This is a genomic window from Casimicrobium huifangae (assembly GCF_009746125.1).
Lineage (GTDB): Bacteria > Pseudomonadota > Gammaproteobacteria > Burkholderiales > Casimicrobiaceae > Casimicrobium > Casimicrobium huifangae.
This window is the reverse complement of sequence record NZ_CP041352.1, coordinates 1,238,586-1,264,344: the sequence shown is the minus strand read 5'-3', so window position 1 is coordinate 1,264,344 and position 25,759 is coordinate 1,238,586. Positions and strand designations below refer to the sequence as shown.

The 25,759-nt window shown below is 62.9% G+C and carries 19 protein-coding genes and 1 pseudogene; 5 read left to right on the top strand and 15 right to left on the bottom strand.

What is annotated here, in order from left to right; translation table 11 throughout:
* Positions 1–59: 59 nt before the first annotated feature.
* Positions 60–422 carry a 2TM domain-containing protein gene (locus FKL89_RS05860; protein ID WP_156861874.1) on the bottom strand — a complete coding sequence of 121 codons (363 nt, stop codon included), beginning with the start codon at positions 420–422 and terminating at the stop codon, positions 60–62.
* A 171-nt stretch (positions 423–593) separates the two neighbouring features.
* Here FKL89_RS05860 and FKL89_RS05855 point away from each other — a divergent pair, with 171 nt between their 5' ends.
* Together FKL89_RS05855 and FKL89_RS05850 are read left to right on the top strand one after the other, a co-directional pair.
* The gene (locus FKL89_RS05855) at positions 594–1,526 is read left to right on the top strand and encodes an alpha/beta fold hydrolase (RefSeq protein WP_238363503.1); all 933 of its coding nucleotides are present in this window, start codon (positions 594–596) and stop codon (positions 1,524–1,526) included.
* A gap of 24 nt (positions 1,527–1,550) precedes the next feature.
* The gene (locus FKL89_RS05850; RefSeq protein WP_156861873.1) at positions 1,551–2,006 is read left to right on the top strand and encodes a MaoC family dehydratase; all 456 of its coding nucleotides are present in this window, start codon (positions 1,551–1,553) and stop codon (positions 2,004–2,006) included.
* Positions 2,007–2,018: 12 nt separating this feature from the next.
* Here the strand turns inward: FKL89_RS05850 and FKL89_RS05845 are convergent, their stop codons facing one another.
* Positions 2,019–2,759, bottom strand: coding sequence for a 16S rRNA pseudouridine(516) synthase (locus tag FKL89_RS05845; protein WP_156861872.1), 741 nt, complete (start codon positions 2,757–2,759; stop codon positions 2,019–2,021).
* A 139-nt stretch (positions 2,760–2,898) separates the two neighbouring features.
* A complete protein-coding gene (locus tag FKL89_RS05840) occupies positions 2,899–3,651 on the bottom strand; it encodes an SDR family NAD(P)-dependent oxidoreductase (protein ID WP_156861871.1) in 753 nt (250 codons plus the stop codon).
* A gap of 144 nt (positions 3,652–3,795) precedes the next feature.
* Here FKL89_RS05840 and FKL89_RS05835 point away from each other — a divergent pair, with 144 nt between their 5' ends.
* Positions 3,796–5,358: a helicase HerA-like domain-containing protein gene (locus FKL89_RS05835; protein ID WP_156861870.1), complete on the top strand. Its 1,563-nt coding sequence runs from the start codon at positions 3,796–3,798 to the stop codon at positions 5,356–5,358.
* Between the two features lie 20 nt (positions 5,359–5,378).
* Here FKL89_RS05835 and FKL89_RS05830 read toward each other — a convergent pair whose 3' ends face one another.
* The 7 genes and pseudogenes from FKL89_RS05830 to FKL89_RS05800 all read right to left on the bottom strand — a co-directional run.
* Entirely contained in the window at positions 5,379–8,009 is a 2,631-nt protein-coding gene (locus FKL89_RS05830) for a M12 family metallopeptidase (protein WP_162527403.1), read from the bottom strand.
* A gap of 187 nt (positions 8,010–8,196) precedes the next feature.
* On the bottom strand, positions 8,197–10,392 hold the full coding sequence (locus FKL89_RS05825; RefSeq protein WP_156861868.1) for a DUF7933 domain-containing protein: 2,196 nt from the start codon (positions 10,390–10,392) through the stop codon (positions 8,197–8,199).
* Between the two features lie 17 nt (positions 10,393–10,409).
* Entirely contained in the window at positions 10,410–11,177 is a 768-nt protein-coding gene (locus FKL89_RS05820; RefSeq protein WP_156861867.1) for a right-handed parallel beta-helix repeat-containing protein, read from the bottom strand.
* Between the two features lie 324 nt (positions 11,178–11,501).
* Complete coding sequence (locus FKL89_RS05815; protein ID WP_156861866.1) at positions 11,502–13,292, bottom strand: acyl-CoA dehydrogenase C-terminal domain-containing protein; 1,791 nt, start codon at positions 13,290–13,292, stop codon at positions 11,502–11,504.
* A gap of 238 nt (positions 13,293–13,530) precedes the next feature.
* Positions 13,531–14,076: a DUF4256 domain-containing protein gene (locus FKL89_RS05810; protein WP_156861865.1), complete on the bottom strand. Its 546-nt coding sequence runs from the start codon at positions 14,074–14,076 to the stop codon at positions 13,531–13,533.
* A gap of 207 nt (positions 14,077–14,283) precedes the next feature.
* On the bottom strand, positions 14,284–14,682 hold the full coding sequence (locus FKL89_RS05805; protein WP_162527402.1) for a lipocalin-like domain-containing protein: 399 nt from the start codon (positions 14,680–14,682) through the stop codon (positions 14,284–14,286).
* Between the two features lie 187 nt (positions 14,683–14,869).
* Positions 14,870–15,358: pseudogene (locus FKL89_RS05800) on the bottom strand (S1 RNA-binding domain-containing protein); the annotation flags it as partial.
* A gap of 569 nt (positions 15,359–15,927) precedes the next feature.
* Here FKL89_RS05800 and FKL89_RS20550 point away from each other — a divergent pair.
* Positions 15,928–16,281 carry a spore coat protein U domain-containing protein gene (locus FKL89_RS20550; RefSeq protein ID WP_156861862.1) on the top strand — a complete coding sequence of 118 codons (354 nt, stop codon included), beginning with the start codon at positions 15,928–15,930 and terminating at the stop codon, positions 16,279–16,281.
* A 266-nt stretch (positions 16,282–16,547) separates the two neighbouring features.
* Here the strand turns inward: FKL89_RS20550 and FKL89_RS05790 are convergent, their stop codons facing one another.
* The 4 genes from FKL89_RS05790 to FKL89_RS05775 all read right to left on the bottom strand — a co-directional run bounded on the left by FKL89_RS05790 (position 16,548) and on the right by FKL89_RS05775 (position 21,578).
* Complete coding sequence (locus FKL89_RS05790) at positions 16,548–17,966, bottom strand: hypothetical protein (RefSeq protein WP_156861861.1); 1,419 nt, start codon at positions 17,964–17,966, stop codon at positions 16,548–16,550.
* A 9-nt stretch (positions 17,967–17,975) separates the two neighbouring features.
* A complete protein-coding gene (locus FKL89_RS05785; protein WP_156861860.1) occupies positions 17,976–19,154 on the bottom strand; it encodes a hypothetical protein in 1,179 nt (392 codons plus the stop codon).
* A complete protein-coding gene (locus FKL89_RS05780) occupies positions 19,151–19,987 on the bottom strand; it encodes a hypothetical protein (RefSeq protein WP_156861859.1) in 837 nt (278 codons plus the stop codon). Before FKL89_RS05780 ends, FKL89_RS05785 begins: the two co-directional genes overlap by 4 nt.
* 145 nt (positions 19,988–20,132) lie before the next feature.
* Positions 20,133–21,578 carry a helix-turn-helix transcriptional regulator gene (locus FKL89_RS05775; RefSeq protein ID WP_162527400.1) on the bottom strand — a complete coding sequence of 482 codons (1,446 nt, stop codon included), beginning with the start codon at positions 21,576–21,578 and terminating at the stop codon, positions 20,133–20,135.
* A 182-nt stretch (positions 21,579–21,760) separates the two neighbouring features.
* Between FKL89_RS05775 and FKL89_RS05770 the strand changes: the two genes are divergently transcribed.
* Complete coding sequence (locus tag FKL89_RS05770; protein ID WP_156861857.1) at positions 21,761–23,491, top strand: hypothetical protein; 1,731 nt, start codon at positions 21,761–21,763, stop codon at positions 23,489–23,491.
* A 112-nt stretch (positions 23,492–23,603) separates the two neighbouring features.
* On the opposite strand, the gene pnp is transcribed toward FKL89_RS05770, so the two are convergent.
* Entirely contained in the window at positions 23,604–25,736 is a 2,133-nt protein-coding gene (pnp, locus tag FKL89_RS05765) for a polyribonucleotide nucleotidyltransferase (protein ID WP_156861856.1), read from the bottom strand.
* Between the last annotated feature and the right edge of the window lie 23 nt (positions 25,737–25,759).

Below are 25,759 nucleotides of genomic sequence, written 5' to 3'. Positions count from 1 at the left end.
GCAGCCGCATGCCATCCGAGCGTAGGGTGGGCAACGTGTTGCCCACGCGCCCCCAAGCCTCACGCCGACGCCGGCTTGCCTTCCAGCGCGTACTGCATGGCTTCAGCCGGCTGCTTCGGCGTGCCTTCGTTGCGCCAGCTGTCGTACTTCGCCTTCGCTTCGGCGCCGTAGCGCTTGTAGATGAAGTAACCAATGGCGGCGACGATGGCGACCACAAACAGCGACTTGATCAACCGCGCCCAGGCCACCAGCACCGCGATGCCCATGCCGAATGCGACCCACTTGACCCACCACGTACCAGTGAAGGTCATGTAGTTGATGAACCAGCAGAGGCCAACGACGAAGATGAACTTGAACGGCATCACCACGGCGCGAATGACATCGGACACCGGGTTGTTGAAGAGCATGTTGAGCGGATTCATGTGTCGGTCCCCCGAAAGAGCACTGCGACATCGCAGTGAGACGAATTCTGCGCAAGGGCGTTTACCGCGCCACTGGCGTGCGATGAATCGCATAAGCTGGGCGCCAATGGCATCGCCGCTTCGCCAGCCGCAGGCGGCGCACGGCTGTTGCAGACCATGGCGGCGCCCGGAATGCTCTACATTGCGGCGATGGACGACGTGCTGAACCTGGAATCGCAATACTTCGACACCGCACCGGGCATTCGCCTGCACGCCAAGGTGGGCGGGCCGGCGGGCGCACCGACGCTGCTCTTCGTGCACGGCTTCCCGGAGTTCTGGTTCACCTGGCGGCGGCAGCTCGCCGAGTTCACCCGCGACTACCGCTGCGTGGCGATCGATCTGCGCGGCTTCAATCTGTCGTCGCAGCCAGCCGACGTCGGCGCCTACAAGGCGGCGCATTTGATCGGCGATCTGGTGGCCGTGATCGATGCGCTCGGCGCCCCGGTGCACGCCGTGATCGCGCACGACTGGGGTGGTGCCGTCGCCTGGGGACTGGCGGCGCAACGCCCGGAGCTGATGCGCAAGTTCGCCATCATCAACTCGCCGCACGCGATCCCTTTCGCCCGCGCGCTCGCACACGACCCGGCGCAGATCGCCGCCAGTGAATACATGAACTGGCTGCGACGACCCGGCGCGGAAACAGCACTGGCACAGGATAACTTTGCCCGCCTGCTCGCCATGCTCGACCCGATGAGCGAGGCCGAGCGCGCGGCCTACCGTCAATGCTGGCAACGCGGGCTGACCGGTGGCTGCAACTACTACCGGGCCTCGCCGCTGCACCCGGACACCGCCGACGAACCGGGGCGCGCAGCCGCCGTCGCCGCCGCGCTGAAGCCCGAACAGTTTCGCGTGACAGTGCCGACGCAAATCATCTGGGGCACCGGCGACCCGGCGCTGCGGCCGGTACTGCTCGACGGCATCGAGACGCTGGTGCCGGATCTGCGACTGCATCATGTCGACGGCGCCGGGCACTGGGTCGCCCGCGAGCGGGCCGATGAGGTCAATGCGGTGCTGCGCGGGTTTGTGGCAGAACATCATCAGCAATTGACCGGCGCAACGGTCTGAGGCGACGCCGGTACACTCTCGCTCATGAAAACCCGCCTCGCACTCCCCTCGCTCACCACCTGGCTTGGTCTTGAAGTGGCCGTCTCCGACTGGGTGGAAATCAGTCAGGAACGGATCAATCGGTTCGCCGAGGCGACCGGCGATCATCAGTGGATTCACGTTGATCCCGAGCGCGCCGCGAAGGAGTCACCATTCGGCGCGACCGTTGCGCACGGCTTCCTGACGCTCTCGCTGGTACCGATGCTGAAGGACAACTGCATGGAGTACACCGGTGTCAAGATGGGCGTGAACTACGGCACCAACCGCGTGCGCTTCATGGCACCGGTGAAGGTGAACTCGCGGGTGCGTGGCCGCTTCAAGCTCGCCGCCATCGAGGAGATCAAAGGCGGCATGCAGATGACCTGGGAATGCACCATCGAGATGGAAGGCCACGCCAAACCTGCCTGTGTTGCCGAGCTGGTGTCGCGGGCCTATTCGTAGGCGACCTCGCGCCTATTTGTCTGGCGGGGCTTCGCGTCGCAGCTTCGCCAGGTCGTCGGCGGTCAGCCAACGCCACTGGCCGGGCATGAGCACCGGATCGAGCACGAGCCCACCCATCTGTGCGCGATGCAGCGCCTCCACGCGGTTGCCAACGGCCGCGATCATGCGCTTCACCTGGTGATACTTGCCCTCGGTGAGTGTCAGCCGCAAATGCGTGGGCGTTACGCGCTCACACGCCGCCGCAGCAACCGGCACCGGATCGTCATTGAGCACCACACCGTGCAGCAAGGCATCGACATCGGCCTCAGTCACTGCGTGCTTGGTGGTGACCTCGTAAACCTTGGGCACATGATGCTTCGGCGACGCCATGCGATGAATGAACTGGCCGTCGTCGGAGAGAATCAGCAAGCCGGTCGTATCCTGATCCAGCCGCCCCACTGCCTGCACGCCGTTCACAGCCGATTTGGTCGGCCGTTGCCGCAGCGGTAGCGGCAGCAGTTCGTAGACGCTGGGCCAGTGCTTCGGTTCATGCGAGCACTCGTAGCCCGCAGGCTTGTGCAGCATCACGTAGGCGCGTTCGTGAAACGGCCAGTGCTCGCCACCGATGGTGAGCACCAGGCCATCCGTAGCGATGTCGGCGCTGGCGCTTCGCAGCACCTGACCGGCGGCGCTGACGGCGCCGCTGTCGATCAGCGCATCACACTGGCGGCGGGTGCCAAAGCCCTGGCTGAACAGGATTTGCTGGAGTTTCACTGCTTCACGGAATTTGCTCGCGTTGCTCGCGGGCTACGTGCTGGATCCCGGATCGGCGCTCACTTCGTGTCGCTGGTCCGGGATGACGCATCGGTCTCCGGACGCGGGCGACTGGTCGCCCGCCTGCCGGACCAATGCGTCACTTGGCCGCCATCCGGATCGCGCCGTCCAGACGAATCACCTCGCCATTGAGCATGGTGTTGTCAAAGATATGCATTGCCATTGCTGCAAATTCCGTCGGGCGGCCGAGGCGCGGCGGGAACGGCACCGACGCGCCGAGACTTGCCTGCACTTCGGCGGGCAGCGAGGCCATCATCGGGGTCTCGAACAAGCCCGGCGCAATGGTCATGATGCGAATGCCAAAGCGCGCCATCTCGCGGGCGATTGGCAGCGTCATGCCGACGACCCCGGCCTTCGAGGCAGCGTAGGCCGCCTGCCCGATCTGGCCGTCGAAGGCAGCCACCGACGCCGTGTTGACGATGACGCCGCGCTCGCCATCCGCCAGCGCTGGCAGCGCCTGCATCGCGGCCGAGGCCTGATTGATCAGGTTGTAGCTGCCGATCAGATTGATCGCCACCACCTTGCTGAATTGCGCGATACCGCTCGGGCCTTCCTTGCCGACCACCTTTTGCGGCGTACCGATACCGGCGCAATTGATCAGGCCGCGCAGTTCACCCAGCGCAACCGCCGCTGCAACCACGGCCTTGGCGTCCGCCTCGTTGGTGACGTCGCACTTGACATACTGGCCGCCCAACTCAGCGGCAACGGCGGTGCCGTCCTGAATGTCGGCAATCACCACCTTGGCGCCTTTGGCCGCCGCCGCACGCGCGGTCGCGGCACCCAACCCCGACGCACCGCCGGTGACGACCACTACCTTGCCCGAAAGATCCATTGTGCTCCCCTTCCCGCTCTCAATTGACGTTAACGTTAAGCTCAATTATCGGATATCACGACAGACGGCCTCCGACGCGGCATTTCGATCGGTAAAACCGCTACAGTACGCAGCAGCATTCCCGATCTGCTTGAGTTGATTTTCATGGCCAATCCCTTCCTCGTCGCCCGCACCACCGATACCAATGCCGACCTGATGCTGCTGCCGAAACTCGGCAACCGGCACGGCCTGATTACTGGCGCCACCGGCACCGGCAAAACGGTCAGCCTGCAAGTGCTAGCGGAGGGTTTTTCGAGGCTTGGCGTGCCGGTGTTCATGGCGGACGTGAAGGGCGATCTGACCGGGCTGTCGCAATCAGGCGGGGGCAACCAGCGCGTCACCGATCGCGTGAACCTGCTCAAGCTCACCGGCTATGCCAACGAGGCCTTCCCGGTCACCTGCTGGGACGTGTTTGGTGAGCAGGGTCATCCCCTGCGCGCCACGGTTGCCGAGATGGGGCCGCTGCTGCTGTCCCGCATCCTGAACCTGAACGACACCCAAAGTGGCGTGCTGACCGCGGTGTTCAAGATCGCCGACGACAAGGGTCTGTTGCTGCTTGATCTGAAAGACCTGCGCGCAATGCTCGCCCATGCGGGCGAGAACGCGAAGGAGTACATGCTGCACTACGGCAACATCTCCGGTGCCAGCATCGGCGCCATCCAGCGTGGCATCCTGACGCTGGAATCGCAGGGCGGCGAGAAATTCTTCGGCGAGCCGGCACTCAATCTTTCTGATCTGATGCAGACCGTGGATGGCAAAGGCGTGATCAATATTCTCGCCGCTGACAAGCTGCTGAACAGCCCGCGCATCTACGCGACATTCTTGTTGTGGTTGCTGTCGGAGCTATTCGAGAGCCTGCCCGAAGTCGGCGACCCCGATCAGCCGAAGCTGGTGTTCTTTTTTGACGAGGCGCACCTGCTGTTTAACGAGGCGCCGCCCGAGCTGCGCGCGCGCATCGAGCAGGTGGTGCGTCTGGTGCGCTCAAAAGGCGTCGGCGTCTACTTCGTCACCCAGAACCCGCTCGACGTGCCCGACGTGGTGCTTGGCCAGCTCGGCAACCGCGTGCAACATGCGCTGCGTGCATTCACACCACGCGATGCCGAGGCCGTGCGCACGGCCGCCTCGACGTTCCGCCCAAATCCGAAAATCAATACCGAGCAAGTCATCACCGAGCTCGCGACCGGCGAAGCGCTGGTGTCGTTTCTCGACGAGAAAGGTCGCCCCAATCCGGTGGAACGTGCCTGGATGCTCCCGCCGTCATCGCGCATTGGGCCGGTAACTCCGGCCGAGCGTGAGGCGCTGGTGAAGAACTCGCTGGTCGCTGGTGTGTATGACAAAACCGAGGATCGCGAGAGTGCCTACGAGCACCTCACGGGTCGCGTCGCCAGCCGCATGGGCGGCAACAAACCCGACACAGCGGCCGAGTCCAGCGCTCCCGCATCCGACGCCGGAAGCGACGCTGCCGCACCGGCGCCTGCCGAAGACGGCGGCTTCTTCAGCAAGATGGGCGGCATGATCGGCGATGTACTGGGCAGCAAGACCTCGCCGCGCAGCAGGCAGACGGTCGGTGAGGCAGCGATGAAGTCTGCTGCGCGCGCCATCGGCTCCGAGGTTGGGCGGCGCGTCGTGCGCGGGGTGCTGGGATCGATCTTTGGCGGCAAGCGCTGAATCGCGCCGGCCGAATTGCCTCACTGCAAGCCGCAGAACACTACACCTTCATCAGCCCAGCCGAGCCGGGTCACCATATCCTGGTGCTGCGCGAGACTGACACTGAAACGGTGATTGCCGTCGTCAGCGTAGCGCGGCGGACCCTTGAAGGCGCGATAGATCGGTATCGTGCCGGCCGGACAGGTTCCAGTTGCTGATTTTGGCACTGCGTACCCTTCGATGCCTTCAAGGTACGGCATGGCGTCAAGCGCCCCGTTGGCAGGGTTCACTGAGGTCATCAGCAACTGGTCGGACGGCAGCGCGGTAAAAAAGTGACTGCCACGAGTGCCGCTACGAGCGACGCGAGCGAAGAAGTGTCGCTCCAGCGGTAGTGTTTCCTCGTTTCGAGCGGCATACAGCCGGATTTCGTTGCCAGTGCGCGCCCAGCCGGCAACGGTATCGAGAATGCTCTTGTCGAGTGCGCGGCCGGTCAGGAAGTAGTAGTCGAGCGCGGCGTTGTAATACTCCGTCAGTGCGACACCCACCTTGACACCAGCGGGGAGAACTTCCATCGCCAGCGAATTGCTCGCCACCGAGCAGCCAAGATTGATCGCGTTGGTGGCATAGACGGTTTGCCGTCCCTGGGCGGTGATGAAGCCGCGATTGACCGTGACCCGCAGGGTGCGACTATCGACGAAGCTCGGCACCTGCGCCACACCGGCAATGGTGACCGCCGTTTGCGGCGTAAAACCGGTACCGGTAATCGTGACCGTTGTGGCGGTCGAGTCGTCTCCGATCACCGCTGGCGACACCGACTCAAGACGCAGCGGCTCGGCAGCCGCGTTGAAGTACGCCACGTATTCCGGGACAGCCGCGCCTACCGTGGTCGCCACCGACGTCGGCTTGCCGCCAAGCGTGGCCAGCGTGCCGCTCCAGCCGGTAAAAGCACCGCCGAGGGCAGTATTCAGTGTGACGTTAAGCGCAGCACCGGTGCGCAGCCAGGTTCCGTTGTCGCTCAGGTTGATACTGCCGGCGCACGAAGGGATCACCTGCTTGAACGGCGACACCTCCCGGTGCGCGCGGACCGTCACCGCACGGGCGCCGCTGGCCGGCATCGCGACCTCGCCAGTTGCAGCGTTGTCGAAACCCTCAAAGCTGTCAAAGTAGTGGCGGATGCTGGAGCCCAGCAATTGCGGGGACGCCATCTCGAACTTCCATGTTCCCGCAGTCGTCCGCGCCAGACGGGGCGCGATGGCGCTGCTGGCCGCACCACCGGGCGCTGTTACCTTCAGTGTGACACCGTCGACGATGCCGTTGCCAGCGACATCCACGATGAGTGTGGGCCCGTTGTGGAACAAGGCACCCACCGTTTGTGCAGCAACACTTCCGGAAGCCAGCAGCGACACCTGCGGCGCGACGGCAGCGGCACCATCCGATGCGAATGCAGCGCCCCAGGTGAAGTAGTGCTGGTAAGCAGGCGCCGGGCTGGCGCGAAGGTCAAAACGGCTGAACTGCGGGTACAGTGACGTCGTGCCCGGCCACGGCGCGTTGCGGGCTACTACCTGCGACGTACCACCGGTTTGCACTTCCGGCGTCGCTGTCACGTTGATCAGGCGAACGAAGTTGGCCGTGAGCACCGTTGAGGATGGCGCGGTCGTCGGACTCGCCAGCGAACCATCGCCCGGCGTTACCTGCCAGGTGAGCTGGCGCGAGGGGGCATCACTGGCGTCATGGCTCCAGCGGCCAAAGCCAAACTGGAAGCCGCCCATCGACTGCAGCTGGTCCAGCACCCAGACGCGATGCACACTGCCAATCGGCCAGTCAAATGTCGCCGGTGTGGTGACCGCGACTCCATCAACCATGACCGACAGGCCGGGCGGATTACTGGTCACCGTGGTTCGAGCAGGTGCACCACCGTACAGACGCAGCAACGCGTCAATGTCGGCAGCGGAGTAAGTACCGCTGCCACCAACGTCGATTCCAGGAGGCTTCGTTTCCAGCGTCACGCGGTCACCCGAAGCCGGGAACGACGTCCGCGAGTAGTGCATGATGGACGCATAGTCGTAGCCGGCAACGGTGCGCGTGCCAAAGATGGGCTGGTTGTTGCCGCGCTTGGAGGGGTCCATCTTGTCCATGCGCAAGTCGACGAACGATCCTGCGCTGGCGTCCTGCTGCACATGCCAGAGCCCCATTGCGTGACCCATTTCGTGCACCAGTGTCGATACGCCACACTCGGGGTCACCCGTAATCTGCTGCTTGCCGCCGGAGCGACCGACAAAGCTGGCGCAGGCGCCGGAGTTCGCCGAAGTCAGATTGAAGGTCACGTAGTCGGGCTGGTCCGTTCGTGGCACCCATTGCAGGACACCGGCCAGCACACGGTTGATCTCGGCAACCGCACCGGAAATGTTGGCCGCACTACCCGCTTCCGTCGTGTAGGGAACCTCGACGATGCCACTGGCGGCACGCAACCAAAGGCGGTTCGATGCGTCGATCGTGAGCGCCTTGCCCCCGTCGCGCACTGCATTCTTGTGGCCGATGATGATGTCACCGTCGGTGACGGCGTAGTCGCCGTCCTCGACGTAGTCGACCCACTGACCATGCCACAGCACCTGGTAGCCCTCGCGTGCCGCCAACGCGCCCGACATGGTTAGCGTCACCATCGTAGAAAACACGGCCAGTGCCGCGCAACTCACTCGAACATTCCGCATCATCGTCCTCAACTGGCTGCAAGCGCGCGAGAATACTTGATGCCCACCAGCAATAACGCAGCGCGCGCCGGCCTTGCGACGCAATAACGAATTCGATGCGTGAAGTACGCCCGGCGCGGTCAGCGGTCTGACACGCCGGGCATCGCCGGCGTCAACCGCCGCGAAGCGGCCAGCGTCGCAGCGACGCCAGCCCAACCGCCAGTATCAGCAAGGCCAGAACCAGCTTCGCAAACACCCCGATCGTGGGCACATTGGCAAACACCGTCACCGCAGCGGTCGCCGTATTGCCAGCGCCGCCACTCAGCGCAGTCACTGCCACGGTGTTGTACCAGGTGCCAATCGCGACACCCTGCACCACGACGCTAACCGTGCAGCTCGCGCCTGCCGCCAGCGAGACGCCCGCGAGCGCAACCGTTGCGCCACCTGCAACTGCCGTCAATGTGCCGCCACAAGTATTGGTAGCGCCAGGATTGCCAGCAAGCCGCAGGCCAACAGGCAAGGCGTCGGAGAGGCCCAAGTCGGTCAGCGTGACGCTGTTCGGGTTGGTCAGCACATAGGTCAGCGTCGTGGTGGAGCCTGTCTGAATGCTGACCGGGCTGGCGGTCTGCGCAATCAGCAACGGCAGCGCCGCAGCAAGCGTTGCAGTGGCAGTCCCGCCATTGCCACCGTTGCTGGAAGACGCAGCACCCGTGGTGTTGACAAAGATGCCCGCCGCCGGCGCCGTCACGGTCACACTGAAAGCACACATGCTGCCCGCAGCGATCGTGGCGCCCGACAGGTTGATGCTGCCGGGTGCGGTGGTCGTCAGCGTGCCGCCACAAACCGTCGTCGACGCACTGGCAACGGTGAGCCCCGGCGGCAACGCGTCGGCAATGGCCACTCCGCTCAACGCCACGGCATTGGGAGCGGGGTTGCCCAGCGTGATCGTCAGCGTGCTCGATTGTCCGGGTGCGATCACCGCCGGCGTGAAGGCCATCGCAATGGTGGGTGGCGCCAGCACACTGGTGGTTGCCGAGGCGGCGGCACCGAAGCTGCCTGACGGAATGAGATCGGGTGTATCCGAGGCAGCAGTGGCCGAGCTGGTCGCGCTGCCGGCAGTCGCGGCGGTCACCGTGAGGGTGAACTGTGCCGCCGCGCTGTTGAGCAGAAACGGCGCGGTGCAACTCACCGAGCCAGTCGCGCCCACTGCCGGATAACTGCAGGCGAACGTCGGGCCGGAATTCTGCGCCCATGAGGCGAAGGTTGTACCGGCCGGCAGCGATTCGACAAAGCCAACGTTCTGTGCTGCGTCCGGCCCGGCGTTGCCAAGCGTCAGCACATAGCTCAGTGCGCTGCCGCGTGCGACGGTTGCCGGTGCGCTCATGCTCAAGGTCAGATCGGACGCCTCAACCCTTGTCGAAGCCTGGCTCGCATTGTTTTCGTCGTTGCCGTCGACCGACGTGCTGGTCACGGTGATCTGGTTTTCGATCACGGTGCCGGAAGGCGCCTGAGAATTGACCACCAGCGAGAACACTGCGTTGCCGATGCTCATGCTGGCAAGACTGCAACTCACCGCTCCATTGGCACCGATGGCCGGCGAAGTGCACGTGAACGTCGAGCCGCTGGTCTGCTGCAGGGAGACGAAGGTGGTTCCTGACGGCAGATTGTCGGTGAAGGTGACGCCTGTCGCCGCAGCGGGCCCGACGTTACTGACCGTGATGGTGTAGGTGATGTTGCCATTGGGTGCAACAGCCGCTGCCGAGGTCTTGCTGATCGCGACGTCAGCCACGGCGGCGCCCAGGATGTAAGTGCCGGCAACGCCGACGCTGTTTTCTTCCGTGTCGTCAAGGCTGTACGGTTGCGTTGGCCCCATGGTCGCCACGGCACCGCTCATCAGGACCGTTCCTGCCGGCGTCATGGCATCAATGTGCAAGGTCAGGTCGTACTGGACCGAGGCACCGAAAGCAAGGTCTGGCAGCGTGCAATCGACGCTACCCGTGCCATTCACGGCCGGCGTGGTGCAGGTCATGGCCGCACCCTGCGTCTGCGCGAACGAAATGAACGTCATGCCGGCGGCAAGCGGATCGGAAATGGTGATGGTCCCGGACGCATCCGGGCCTGCGTTCACGATGGTTGTTCTGTAGGTGATGTTGGTGCCGGCACCGGCTGTGTCGGGGCCGAGCTTGATCACAGCGATGTCCGACAGTTGGGCGAACGCCGACGGCGCAGCCAGCACCGCAATCAACGAGATCGCCCACCGGCCGAGACGCCGCAACGATGGCGGATGACAGACTGTCCGCAACAGCGACGCCAACGTCAGCCGGCCGCCGTTGACGCGCCCGCTGGCGCGAAGGATGGAACCGTTCATGGCGGATGTCGCCGCGATCAGCGCAACGGAACGCTGGTAACAGTGCAGCTCGCCGCCAGACGGTTGTTGCCAAACGACTGGATCGTTGCGCCGGAAGCGGTGCTACAGCCGACGGTGTTGTCATCCAGCAGCGACGAATCAGACAGGCGGACGCTGGTTGCAGCACCGGTGGCTGCCAGTGCCGTGCCGCAGTTGGCGACCGTGACTCGACTGACATTCGCGCGCAGGTTGCCGGACGCCGGTGCCGTCAGTGAAATGCCGGGCGAGCCGGCGCAGTTTTCGATCACGGTATCCTGCACCAGCAAATCCAGCGCGGCGCCGGGCGCGATGTTGACGGCAGGCGAACTGGATGCACCGTAGTTGCGGATCTGCACGTTTTCAATGTGCAGCGTACCGGTGGTCGTACTAAGCGCCCTGATACCGCTCAAGCCGGTACCGACACCCTGAATGGAGAGATTGCGCAACGTGACGTTGTACGGCGCTGTGGTGACGTTGATGATGATGCCATGGGTCCCGGCGCCCAGGATGCTGGCGAAGGCACTGCCGCCGTCCAGCGTGATCGACTTGGTAATGGTGACGGCACCGAAACCACCCGGATCCAGCGCGTTGATCTCGCCACCGGCGGCAGTCTTGGAAATTGCTCCTGCGAACGTCTTGCACGGCGCCGTACGGCTGCATGGGTTGGCGTCATCGCCCACGCCTGACACCCAGGTGCGCGAAGCTTGCGCAAAGGACAACGAGGGAATTACGCACAACAACGCGATGGCGAAGGTTGAGGCTTTCATGATCGCTCCGGTCCGGTGACTGATTGCTTTCCCGGCAGCATAGATGAGTTAGTCCGGAAAAGTCTCGTTTCGAGCAGATTCGGTCGCCGCGTCCCTGGCAAGCTGGAGATCAACAGCTTTCCAAAAAAATCACTGCAAAGGCTTAATCAGAATGGGATCAAGGCAAAAAGTACTGAAAAGTCGATTTCCCCATAAATCGCCCTGTATGCCGCATTCAGTGGGCGTTTACCCGAAAAGATACAGGCCACGCAAATGCCGGCCTGCACAAAATGAAAACGGCCCGCTTGGGAACCAGCAGGCCGTCGTCAGGGTGGTTGAAGATGGCTAGGCCAGCGCCAGCTCCGTCTCCATCAGCGGCTTGAGGCCCGCGCGCGCCGTGATCGCGCAGCTCTCGATTTCGGGCAACAGCTTGGCGAAGTAGAAGCGCGCCGTCTGCAGCTTGGCCGCGTAGAACGGATCGCCCGAATCCTTCTTCGCAAGCGCGATCTTCGCCATCTTCGCAAACCAGAACGCGAACACCGTGTGACCAGCAACGCGCATGTAGTCCACTGCAGCGGCGCCGACCACTTCCGGGTTTTTCATGGCCTGACTGCCGATTTCGAAGGTCAGCGTGGACCACAGCTCGGCTGCTTTCAGCATCGGGCCGATGAACTCCTGCATCGCCTCGTCGCCTTCGCAGCTTTCGGCAAAGTCTTCCATGATCGCGCCGAGCTTCTTGAGCGTCGCGCCCTGGTTGCCGAGCACCTTGCGGCCCAGCAGATCCAGCGACTGGATGGTGTTGGTGCCTTCGTAAATCATGTTGATGCGGGCGTCGCGCACGAACTGTTCCATGCCCCATTCGGCGATGTAGCCGTGGCCGCCGAACACCTGCATGCAGTGCGAGGTGGCGATCCAGCCGTTGTCGGTGATGAAGGCTTTGACGATGGGGGTGAGCAGCGCCACCATCTCCGCGCATTCCTTGCGCACCGCTTCGTCGGGGTGATTGAGCTCCTTGTCGATCAGCAGGGCGCAGTACAACGACAGCACGCGGCCACCCTCGGCATAGGCCTTGGCGGTCAGCAGCATCTTGCGCACATCGGGGTGCACGAGGATCGAGTCGGCTGGCTTGTCGGGGTTCTTGGGGCCGGCCAGCGAGCGCATCTGGATGCGGTCCTTGGCGTAGGCCAATGCATTCTGGTAGGCGACCTCAGTCAGGCCCTGCGACTGCATGCCAACGCCGATGCGCGCGGCATTCATCATCACGAACATCGCGGCGAGCCCCTTGTTGGGCTGTCCAACCAGCCAGCCTTTTGCGCCGTCAAGCGCGATCTGGCAGGTGGCATTGCTGTGAATGCCCATCTTGTGTTCGAGGCCGGTGCAGTAAATCTTGTTGCGCTCGCCGATCGACTGGTCCGGATTGGCGATGAACTTCGGCACGATGAACAGCGAGATGCCTTTCGAGCCCTGCGGCGCATCGGGCAGGCGTGCTAGCACAAGGTGCACAATGTTCTCGGCGAGGTCATGCTCGCCAGAGCTGATGAAAATCTTGTTGCCGGTGATGGTGTAGCTGCCGTCCGCGTTCGGCTCCGCCTTGGTGCGCAGCAGGCCGAGATCGGTGCCGCAGTGCGGCTCGGTCAGGCACATGGTACCGGTCCACTCGCCGGTCGTGATCTTGGGCAGGTAGAGCGCCTTTTGCTCGGGCGTGCCGTGCTCGTGCAGGCATTCGTAGGCGCCGTGCGTGAGGCCCGGATACATCGTCCACGCCTGATTCGCCGAATTGAGGAACTCGTAGACGCACTGGTTGACCACGATAGGCAGGCCCTGGCCACCGTACTCGGGGTCACACGACAGCGCTGCCCAGCCGCCTTCGACGAACTGCTTGTAGGCTTCCTTGTAACCCTTGGGCGCCTTGACCTCGTGCGTCTTCTGGTCGAGCACGCAGCCTTCGCGATCGCCGGACTGGTTCAGGGGGAACAGCACCTCAGCGGCGAACTTGCCGCCCTCTTCGGCGATCGCCATGATGGTGTCCATGTCGTTCTCGGCATGGGCAGGGAGCGCCTTCAACTCGCCGGGCACATCGAGCAACTCTTCCATCACAAAGCGCATGTCGCGCAGCGGCGGGGTGTAAGTCGGCATGGTTTTCTCCTTCGCAACAACCAAAAACGGGTTGAGTTGGATTGTGACTTACGACCGATTCAATTTATCGTTTGAAACTTGCTTTTGCCGCAGTTTAGGCGCTCCACTCTACGCTGAAACCAACACTGCCGGTAACAAGGGCGCCAAGACTGCGACATACAGACGTCTGGTCTCGGAAAGCAAGGGAACACCCGCTCTCCGCGTCGTGGTGAGGGCTGTGCCGTGCTGGAGGTATTGGCTAAACGCGCAACATACCGCGAAAACCGCGGGCGGCGTAGTACGACTCGGCACCGTTGTGATAAACGAACACCTTGCCGTAGCGACGGTCGCAGAAGAGCGCGCCGCCGAGGGCACGCACCTCGTCTGGTGTGGCCACCCAGCTGGACGTCTTGAGGTCGAATTGACCAAGCTGCTGCAACTGGCGGTACTGCTGCTCGGTCATCAGCTCGACACCCATGGCCTGTGCCGCATCCAGCGCGCTGCCCTTCGGCTTGTTCTCCTTGCGTGCGGCAAGCGCTTTTCCGTCGAAACAGAGGCTTCGCCGACCCGCCGGACTTTCGGCAGAACAATCGCAAAGGACGTATTGGTCAGTCGCTTTGTCGTAGGCGATCACGTCGGGTTCGCCGCCGGTACGCTCCATTTCGGCAAGTACCTGCAGCGCTTTGGGGGAGCTGGCGAGGCGCGCCTGAACTGCATCCCAATTCAGCCCCTTGTGGCGCGCCGGGTTGTTCGCGAACCGTGCCTTCAGGCTTGTCAGCAAAGCGGCTTGTTCCCGTGTGTTCATGGAGTCCTGCAAAGTTGAGCCCGCGCCCGTGAGCACCTGCTGTTCAACGTAAGGGCACCGATCTGCACCGCATTCTGTGCAAGTGCTGCCAGCACCGATCGAGCCACAAGGTCAACATGAGCTGCAATTCGGCAGCTTCTGCGAGATCGGTTGCGGCGGGGTGGCGACCGGAAAGGCGATCTATCCTGTTGCGCCGCGCCGCTTGCATCAGCGTTCGAACACCAGTGTCCCCTGCCCCTCGGTTCCTATCCACGTCATGCGACTACCCGAGATTGAGGCGCTGTACGTCTGGCCGACAGCGAAATTCGTCGACGACGTAGTGATCTTGTTGCCATCGAGCTTCCACTTCGTCTTGGCATACAGTTTCTGTTGCGCAGACTTGTACTTCTCGTCACAGTCACTCGCCGAAGCATCGAGGCGATACGTTCCGTCAGCCCCAATGTTGTAGCGAATCTTGGCTGCGCACGGGCGCTGCTGCAGGAGAGCCGAATGTGAATCAAACGTCGTGCCGGCCGTAGTGACGGTATGCGAGACCAGCCTCCAGGACCCCACAACGCTTCTGGCGAGATCCTGCGCTGAGGCCGAGGCAAAGAAGCCAGCAGACATGCTGGCAATTGCCAGCAGGCATGATCGACGGGCAAATGCTGGTAGAGCGTTGAATCTCATGAGTAAACCCAATGGTCTGAGGTAGGTGGAAGGATAAACGCTGTGGGTTCGTCACGGCGTCCAGCATCGGAAATTTCGCAAAAAAAAACGGGGCTCGCGCCCCGCTTTTCGGTCATAACCAGCGTGACTACTGTGGCGTGTTGCCAGCGCCACCGTTGTCCGCCGCCGCCTGCTCGTCAAGCAGCACTTTGCGCGACAGCTTGACGCGGCCCTTGTCGTCGAAGCCAAGCACCTTGACCTTGACCAGGTCGCCTTCCTTGAAGAAGTCGGTGACGGCGTTGACGCGCTCATGGGCGATCTGGCTGATGTGCAGCAGGCCGTCACGCCCAGGCAGCAGCTGGATCACGGCGCCGAAGTCCATGATGCGGATGATCGGGCCTTCGTAGACCTTGCCCACTTCCACTTCGGCCGTGATGCCGTCGATACGCTTTTTGCATTCGGCGAGGTCATCGGCGTTCGGCGAAGCGATGGTAATCGTGCCATCGTCCTGAATGTCGATCTGGCAGCGGGTTTCTTCCGACAGCGCGCGGATGACGGCGCCGCCCTTGCCGATCACGTCGCGGATCTTCTCCGGATTGATCTTGAAAGTAACCATGCGCGGCGCGTATCGTGCAACTAGCCAAGAACGCCACGCGTTCGCTCGTGGTGCTGGGTCTGGCCAATCTGTACCTGGCTCGCAGGAGCTTGGCATGGGTGCGTCCGCTGCGGGCGCCGGGGACGCTTTCGCGCTCGCCGCGTGCACCTCCCGGGGCGAGTTTCGATGAATTCGTACCCCGCTTCCTTGATCTTCTACCCTCGCACCTCATCTCGCCGATTCCGACGGCTTGTTCAGCGTTGCCTTAATCCCGGCAATTGCCGTCGGCGTTTCCCTTGCAGCGATTGCGACTGCGCCCTGCGTCCTTGCGACGAGCAATCACCATTGCGGTTGTACGGATTGACGCTGCGCTGGACCGCGAAAACCGGGCCGCAGCACACCGGGAGATTCAGACCATACCAGCGCCTCCGCCGATCCAGCGCCTCTTGTCCGCCCGACTTCTCGAAGCGAAACGCGCGCTGCCGTGAGCCTGTCGACTGCGCGAAGCCTTCGAATTTTCCTTGTCGTTCTCGCCAGCGCGAACGCGGTGGCGCCGCGCATGCGCAGGAGCACCTGGCAACATTTGAGGTGAGCGCAGTCGTTGTGCCGCGGTGCCGGATCGAATCCTCCGGCGACGTGCCGTTCGGGGGGGGTTCGACCCGGGACGCGCGACCGATGGCGCTGCTTTCGGTCTGGTTCGAGTGGCTTGCACTCGCGGCACGACTTACCGTGTTTTGGTAGACAACGGACGAGCATTTGATCCGCGATGTGGCATGCGCACCTTGCGTCGGTTCAGTGGTGAGGCTATGCCCTACGAGCTTGCAACTCAGGGTGACCGCAGGATCGCGTCAGGTTGGCAGCGGTCCGCCGAGGTAAGACTGGACGCCCGGATCCGCGTGTGCGATTATGTCGACCTGCCGGGCGGAACCTACGAAGACATACTGCGAATATCGCTGGAATACTGACTCAGGTGGCCCTCCCGTGGCATCCTGCGACGCCACCACGCGAACAGGTCATCCGGTGTGGCGCAGCCCGCCGGCCTGTCCCTAGTCAATGTATCCCGCCGGCGATAAAGCCACCCACCACGACAACCGTTGCGGCGACGCGCCAGGAAACCGCCCAGAGACCAACGAGTACAAACTCTGTGTTCGTCCGGAAATCCGGCGATGACTTAGGTGCACGGACGTGCTGCGCCTTGTATGGCGCATGGCTCGACAGTCGTTCAATGCCACTACCAACTGAGCGAATACACGCAAGTGATGTCAGTCCAAACGAGAGCGCGGCTTTTGCTATCGAACCTCTGTATGGTCATGCTAGTTGGCCACGTGGTGCCTCGACTCACCAGCTGCTTGCCGCTGCCGTCCGAGTACCGATACAGCAACATCGGCGAATTGAGTTGGCGACTCTCCGGGGCAAAGTAGTAAAGCGCTAACTCATCCGCCTTGATAGGTGAAAGCTCATCAATCGCATCAATGTCCAGGGCAGTGATGATGCCCGTGAGTACGTTGAGATGTCGTACGACCGCACGGTTTTTCACGAGATTGCGTTCGACGAAATACATGCTGCGGAACGTCGCGTCGGACTGCATGGTGTTCGCTTCGCCCACCGGTACCAGAGCGCGAATTTGCGTCTGCGCATCGGCAGACGCGTACACGGCTGCCCATTGGCGATTGCCGAAGTCGAAGCGCACAATCGCAGTGACTTGCCGAAGCGGTGAGGGCGTGGTCAGCAGCCACGCGCCATTGGCATCGACGTGCAGCGAGCTTGCCACGAAGGGCAGTTTTGCAACTTCACGCACCTCTCCGGTCTTGGAGTCAACGCGCAACAACTTGCGCTCATTGTTGTGATTGAAGGTGTAAATCGCGTTTCCGTGCACGGCCATCGCCAGCGCACCTTTGTCGCTCAACTGTCGAGACTGTCGGGTGGTCTTGCTGGTCTGCATGATGCGTAGGCCACTCAGCCAGTAGACATGGGTGCCATCATCCAGAACGGGCGCGAGGTGGTTCGGCAGCAAGTCGGTGGTACTGCGGAACAGTATTTCAGGCGCAATGGCGGGCATCGCAAGATGCAGCGAAAGCAATCCACTCGTACCGTCCTGCACTCCACGCAGAAATGGTGCCACGAGAAGTACCATGCGATCACGGTCGGTGCTGACCACGCGCGGATGATCGGCGCGATGAATGACCGATGCCCCCGACCAAGCAGCGCTTGTGGGCTGGGCAGTCATTTGCTGGGCAGAGACCGTCGCGGGCATCAACAACAGCACGAGCCATACGCTCAAGACCACTGCGACAACCGCGCCACAGTGCTTCTGTCGCGGTCGACGTTGAACGTGTGGTCGCATCGCCGGCGTGCGATCAACAGTCCTGCCAGTGCTCGTATGGCGCTGGACGTGGGCAATCGCTGCGGCGCTTTCGTCACGCCAGGCAAATTCGATGAGCGCGATGCGCACCAACGTCATGGCTGCGGCGACGTCGTGCGGCAAGACGCGCCGGGGCGCAGCACTGTCGCGCCCGCGCCGCTGCTTGACATGGGACAGCGCAGACCTGCCGACCTGCCGTGGTGTGCGTACCCGGGTCGCCCAATCTTGTGCTGCGACGGCGAGCGATCCGCAGATCGCCGTGAACGCCTGTAGAGTGGGGATTTTCATGATGCGGGGTCATGGCGTCGATTTGCCACTGGGAATCGCGGATGCCGCGGTGAAAAGGTACAGCCCGTCGTGCTCCAGCAACCAGTGCCCATTGGCGAACCGGAACGCGCCACCGCCTGCTAGTCCGCGCGATAGGCTGCCATCTTTCGTCGCCACCTCGACAGGCGCGGCCTGCCCTGGCAATCCAGCCAGCCGCAAGCGATAGTCAGAGCGGTCCACGCACCCCACCTGCCACGAGCACGTCCACGGCGTCGTACGGGAGGCCTTGAGCACCTGAATCGACGCCGGGCCGTCATGGACAACGTCGCCTTCGCGGGTGAGTTCGCCGCGCGTCAGGGAGAGCGGCGTCACACCCTTGGCCCCTGCGCGCCGCGCCCAGCGCACGGCGTACTTCTGCGCACGGCCTTCGAGATCGCAGTACCAGTACTTGCCGTCAGCGTTCACACGAACGTAGTAGGACGTGAGCTGTGGCCGTTCCACCTGAATACCCACCAGTTCTGGCGTAGCCGCTGCAAATCGCTCAATCAGCGCCATGTAACGCGCTTCTATCAGTCGGCTCTTTTGCTCGCCCAGTGTCTGTGCCCAGCGCCGTCGCGCCTCGACGATCGGTACCGGCAACGTGCGAAGATCCTCGCCTTCCACATCCGCCTCGCGCACACCATGCGCCCGGGCAAGACGGGCAAGCTCCGCCGTGCGATCGCTGCGGAGCTGCGTTTCAATCTCCGCAGCATGCGCATCGCGACCGGGATAAGCGTGCTTGCGGCATTGTGGCGTCTGCTCAGTACGCAACGTGTGGAGATCCACAACATAGAAGTAGCTGCCGTCGTCAATCAATAGTTCACCGCGATCCGTGAAGTACATGTCGGGTTGCGTGGGGTCGTAGCCAGGACGCAGCCTGCGCTCACGCAACGTGCCCCCCCTGTCATCAAGCACCCGGAGTTGCCACACGGCGTTGGCACCGGGCGGCGCGATGCGCTCGAACAGCACGGCATGGGTCCGGTCTGGCGTGAGGGCAAAGTGCACAACGCGCCCATGCGCCATTGGCGCAACGCGCGTGGCGATCGTTGCTCCAGTCGTGCTCTGGGGGAAAACGGGGGGTTCTGCGGCGTGCAGTATGCCTGCCGCCGCCGACAACAGCGGCAGCAAAGCCGCCGTGACCGCCCCTGCCTTGCGTCGTGTGCTTGTCATTGCGTCACGTTGAATTTGTGTTCGCCGACAACCCGCGTTCCGTCCAGAAGTTGCATGGTGTAGCCACCGATTGGCCAGTCCCGCGGCAATGTGACAAACGAAGTAAGTCGATTGAATACCTGGGAGTCTTTGCCAACGGTGTTGTCTCCACGCATGACCTCCTGCCCCGCCTGAGTGCGCAACACCCAAGTCACGCGCGCGCCGCGTGGCACATAGCCGGACGTCTGGGCTTCGAAATGCAGTGTGCGCTGTTTCGTGCTGAACGCACTGAGCTTGCGTTCTGTCGGATTGCCTTTGCCGTCGTCGGCGTACAGGATCCATCGTTCGACAGCCTGCTTCGACCACTCCGGCGACACAATGTATTCGCGCCTCCCAATGGGCTGGTCATTCATCACCACTTCGATAGCGTAGCGTCCGAGCGGCCAGTCGCGGGGCAGGGACAATTGCGCGGTAATGGTGTTGGCAATCAGTGAGTTGCCGATGTCGCCGGTCCTGAACACTTCAACGTTGTTGCCCGCGGCCGTTTCGACTCCAACAAAACGGGCCTGGAAGCGGTTCTTGCCGAGTTCCAGCTTGCGCAACTTGACGGCGAAGTGCTGCTTGCGATCTTGTGGTGTGAACTGGGCAACAATGGCGCCCGGTTTGCCGCCGTCGTCGCGCATCAGCGACACCGCCTCGATACGGTCGTCCGCAGCCGCAGCAATCGTCGCGCCCAGCATCGCGCCGACGAGCCACGCCAGGCGCGCGACCGTAGCTCCATGTTTGTTAACCATGTGACTGTCCCCTCCGGTAGAGTATGAATGATCTGCATCGTCAGGGCTGTGGCCACGCACTCGCCCACATGCCTTTTTGGCGGCCAGTCACGCGACTTGCGCTTTTTGCCTGTTGCGGCGTACACGTGCGTCGCACGGCTGCAATGTTCCGCTCTACGCAAGGGATGATGCCGCGTCAGGCAGGAATCGCAAGTCGGAGTCAGGCTCACACGCCACCTGCGGCCGAAGCCCGATTCCGGCCTGGCTCTGCATCACGACTGAACGCGGACGGAAGCAGGCCAAAGCGCTTGCGAAACTCACGCGCAAATCGTGAGGGGTCATCAAATCCGAGTTCGCTGCAAATCTGACCAATGCCGCGTGCCGCCTGCCTTGATGCCAGCGCGTCGTGCGCAGCCTGATAGCGCAACGCGAGCGAATACTTGTGCGGTGTCATTCCACGATACTCGCGAAACGCCAGTTGTACCGCTCGAATGGACGCGCCAGAGTGCTGGGCGATCTCTTCAGCTGACGGCGAATGAGGCAGCGATGCGCGGATCAGTGCCTCCGCGCGCTTAAGGTAGAAGGGCTCGAGCCGGCGTCGCGCATGCGGTGACGGCTGAGCCGCCAGTTGCTGGTGCGCCCGTCGCCAGAGTCGTGCGTACTCGCGATAGTGGTGCAACGCCCGCGCAACCTCGCCCGCCCGCTCCAGAATCGTCGACAGGTCGTAGTGAATGGTGATCAGCAGCGGTGCGGCCTGCAGCGATGCAGCAATACCGAGTGCATGCATCAGCGCTGCCTGCGCGTCGGGCAATCGTCCACCCACCAGATGCGCCCAGCCGATGGCCTGCAGCGCATCGGCCTCCATGTAACGGTTTTGGCGTTGCCGACTGACGTCTAGAAAACGCTGCATGTCTGGAAGCGCGGCGTCAGGGGCTCCCATCAGTACCTGCAATTGCCCCATGTTCGATCCGATCAGCGCATCCTGATACTGGTTGCCGCCGGCTTTCGAGTACGGTCGCACCTCGCCGAGCAGCGCCATCGCGACTCTGCAGTGTTCCAACACATCAGGGTGGTCCGTCGGCGCCAGGGACGTAATGTGCGAAGCCCATCCGGTCGCCGGATGCAGGGCGCAGGCTTTGGCGAAATGCAACCCCGCAAGTGCGTTGGCCGCGCGCGGAAGCAGGGAATGCATGCGCGCAGTGTCGCGGGCAAGACGCACCGCGAGACTACCGGTTGCAATACCATCCTCGTATCGAAACCGGCGTGCGTGCATGAAGGTAATGAGGGTGAGACATCGAACCTGACCTTCGACAGCCTCGTTCCCGGTCCTCGCGCGCCAGCGCTCGAGCAGTTGCTCGCAGCGACGCTGCACACGCTCTTCCTCACCATGCCGTGCCCAGACGCGCGGGTGCAGCTCCAGCGCCCGCAGTTCGCCCTCGGCATCGCCAACGAGCAGGAGTCGCGTGGCTGCGCGGTCGGCAAGTGCAGCAGCCTCGGCATAGTTTGACCGCTGAAAGGCAAGTTCGGCGCGCGCCAGCGCCACCGCACCCTCCGCTGCGGGCTCCTGCGGCAAGCTGTCCGTGCAACGCTCAAGTAGTTGCTGGGCGTCTTCGAGCTGTCCGTTGAACGCGGCGAACTCGGCAGCACGGGCGAGCGCGGCAGCGTCGGACATTACATCGTCAACCATTCTCGGGAACATTTGGCCGTCTGGCGACACAGTGGAATCTGCTTGCGCGCATTTTGCGACACCTGGTCGGATGCTTGCGCTTTTCGCCTACTGTTTTCGCTTTTTGACTACCGTGCTGCGCCGGGTCGCATCTACATTTTCTCCGCCAACATCCACCTTCCCCCAACATGACACTGTCCCGTCCCCCGATTGCCCGTTGTCTGTCATCCCGCTTCGTACCGGTTAGCGTGCGCTGCAACTACCCCACTGCGCTGACCATAGCGGCAGCGCTGACCGCATTTGTACTCAACCCGGCGCATGGCGTCGAACCCGTGCCCGGTACGCTTGACGACGCCCCTGCTCCTGCAGGTTTTGCGAGCGGTACCGGGAGGATTGCCAATCTCGCGGTCGTTCCCGGTGGCAACGCCTATGTCCTGGCCGTTGCTACGCAGCCGAACGGCAGCATTGTGCTGGCTGGTTACTGCTCGAACGCTGCCACGAACGGTAACCCGGCGATGTGCGTACAGCGTCTCACCGCCAATGGCGGCCTCGACACAACGTTCGTCGGGCCTGTTGGCGCCACGGGCAACGGCAATGGAGGCTTCGCACTGCCGCAACATGCCACCGATGACCGGGCCAACGCCATCGCCATGCAAGCGGATGACAAGATGGTTCTCGCCGGTGAGTGTTGGGATGGCGTGGTGGGCTACCAGTTTTGCGTCGCGCGCCTGAACGCCAACGGAACGCTGGACGCGACGTTTGTCGGGCCGAACCAGAATGGCGCTGGTCGCGCGCTGCTCACGAATCTGGGCATTGCACGGGCACGAAATGTACTGGTTCAGCCAGACGGGAAAATTGTGATTTCCGGTGACTGCCGAGTGTCGATGAACGCTGGCGTGTACAGCGAAGCTTGTGTGATCCGGCTCAACAGTAACGGGACACTGGATACCACGTTCTCAGGTCCGCCGCCGGCCAATAGCAATGGTCTGGTGCGCTTCCCGGTCGGTGCCTATGATTTTGACGCTGCGGGGTTGCTGCAACAAGCAGACGGAAGGTTGGTAGTCACTGGCAGTTGCTGGCCGAACACGGATCCCAACGTCAAACGCAGTTTTTGCGCTGCACGCCTCACCGGCAGCGGCAGCTTTGACGCCACGTTTTCAAACAACAGTGGCAGCATCGGGACTGGACGCGTCGCCTACGCCGTCGGTGCGATCGAGGCAAACGTCAGCGCCGCAGCGCTGCAACCCGATGGCCGCGTGCTCATTGCGGGTCGTTCGGTCGTGTCCAACAGCGCCAGTCATTTCGCGGTGGTGCGACTGAACGGCGACGGCACTCTGGATGACCGTTTCGAGGGGTCCGCTGGCGGCGGTGGCGGTGTCGCGGTCTTCCCGATGGGGCAAACGTACGATCAGGTCACCGCAATCGCCGTCCAGCCCGACGGGCGCATCGTTCTGATCGGGCTGTGCAGTTTGCTCAATGAGAACAACTTTTGCGTCGCACGGCTCGCACCAGACGGTGCGCTCGATGCCTCTTTCGACGGACCGACCGGCTATGGCAATGGCCGTGTCAATCTGGAGATGAGTACGGTAGGGCAGAGAAATGACGCCGCCCGCGCGCTGGCACTGCAGTCAGACGGAAAACTGCTGGTTGCTGGTGCCTGCGAGGGGGCCGGTGGCATCAACATGGCCTGTATTGCGCGACTCAATGGTGGCCCATTCGGCGCACGCATGTGCACCATGGATGTGGACGGCGATGGACGTGTGGGCGCGACCACGGACGCGCTCATCATCGCCCGTGTGGCGCTCGGCATGTCTGGGCCTTCGGTCCTGCAAGGCATCACGTTGAGCGGGCCTCGCAACAACTGGACGGCCGTTCGTCACTATCTTGTATCGCAATGTGGCATTGCAGTCGCACCGTAGAGCGCGGCGGCGGCAACAAGGCGGAGTGGCGATAGCGGACTGATCTGCACAATCACTCGTACGAACAAAAAACGGGGCCGAAGCCCCGTTTTTTCTACAAGGAACGAGCCGTTTACTGCGGTGCGTTGCCTGCGTCCGCATTGTCAGCAGCAGCCTGCTCGTCAAGCAGCACCTTGCGCGACAGCTTGACGCGGCCCTTGTCGTCGAAGCCAAGCACCTTGACCTTGACCAGGTCGCCTTCCTTGAAGAAGTCGGTGACGGCGTTGACACGCTCGTTGGCAATTTGCGAGATGTGCAGCAGGCCATCGCGGCCCGGCAGCAGCTGGATCACGGCGCCAAAGTCCATGATGCGGATGATCGGACCTTCGTAGACCTTGCCCACTTCGACTTCGGCCGTGATGCCATCGATACGCTTCTTGCATTCGGCGAGATCGTCGGCGTTCGGCGAGGCGATGGTGATGGTGCCATCGTCCTGGATGTCGATCTGGCAACGGGTTTCTTCCGACAGCGCACGGATAACGGCGCCGCCCTTGCCGATCACGTCGCGGATCTTCTCCGGATTGATCTTGAAGGTGATCATTCGCGGTGCGTAGGCGCTCATCTCGGTACGGTTGTGCGGCATTGCCTCGTGCATGATGCCGAGGATGTGACGACGCGCTTCGTTGGCCTGAGCCAGCGCAACGCCCATGATTTCCTTGGTGATGCCCTGGATCTTGATGTCCATCTGCAGCGCGGTCACGCCACGGTCGGTGCCGGCCACCTTGAAGTCCATGTCGCCCAGGTGATCCTCGTCACCGAGGATGTCGGTCAGCACGGCGAAGCGGTTGCCTTCCTTGATCAGGCCCATTGCGATGCCTGCAACCGGGGCCTTGAGCGGCACGCCAGCGTCCATCAGTGCCAGCGAGCCGCCACACACCGAGGCCATCGACGAGGAGCCGTTCGATTCAGTGATCTCCGAGACGACGCGCATCGAGTACGAGAAGTCCTTTTCGGGCGGCAGCACCGTCACCAGCGAGCGCTTGGCGAGGCGGCCGTGGCCGATTTCGCGGCGCTTCGGCGAGCCAACGCGGCCCGTTTCGCCAGTAGCGAACGGCGGCATGTTGTAGTGCAGCATGAAGCGATCGCGGTATTCGCCGCCCAGCGCGTCGATGATCTGCTCGTCCTGCTTGGTGCCGAGCGTCGCGACGACCAGCGCCTGCGTTTCGCCACGCGTGAACAGTGCCGACCCGTGCGTACGCGGCAGCACGCCGGTGCGGATCGAGATCGGCCGCACGGTGCGCGTGTCGCGGCCGTCGATGCGCGGCTCGCCGCGCAGGATCTGCTCGCGAACGGTCTTCGCCTCGAGGGCGAACAGCTCGTTCTTGATGTTGTTCTTGGTCAGCGTATCGGCGTCGGCCGGAATCAGCGCGGCCTCGGCGGCAGCGGAGACTTCCTTGAGCTTGGCGCTGCGCGCGCTCTTCGACTTGATCTTGTAGGCCTCATCGAAGCCCGGGCCGGCGATCTCGACGACCTTCGCGACCAGTGCCGGGTCTTTCGCAGGAGCCTGCCAGTCCCAGGCCGGCTTGCCGGCGACTTCGCCGAGCGCCATGATCATGTCGATCACCGGCTGCTGCTGGGCGTGGCCCCACCACACGGCGCCGAGCATCACGTCTTCGGGCAGCTCAGCGGCTTCCGATTCGACCATCATCACGGCGGTCTCGGTCGCGGCGACCACGAGATCCATCTCGGACGTCTTGAGTTCGGTCGCGGTCGGGTTCAGGATGTACTCGCCATTGGCGTAGCCGACGCGGGCGGCAGCGATCGGGGCGGCGAACGGCACGCCCGACAGGTACAGTGCGGCAGAGGCGCCGATCATCGCGGGGATATCCGGATCGATCTCAGGGTCCATCGACATCACGGTCGCGATGACCTGGATTTCGTTGTAGAAGCCATCCGGGAACAGCGGGCGGATCGGGCGATCAATCAGGCGCGCGGTCAGCGTCTCTTTCTCGGTCGGACGGCCTTCGCGCTTGAAGAAGCCACCGGGGATCTTGCCGGCGGCGTAGAACTTCTCCTGATAGTCCACGGTGAGCGGGAAGAAGTCCTGGCCTTCTTTCACGCTCGTCTTGGCGACGGCGGAGACGAGCACCACGGTGTCGCCATAACGGACCAGCACGGCGGCATCGGCCTGACGACCGATTTCGCCGGTCTCAAGCGTGAGGGTGTGTTTGCCATACTCGATGGACTTTTTGGTTGCGGTCAGCATCGGGCTGATCCTTTCTCTTTTGT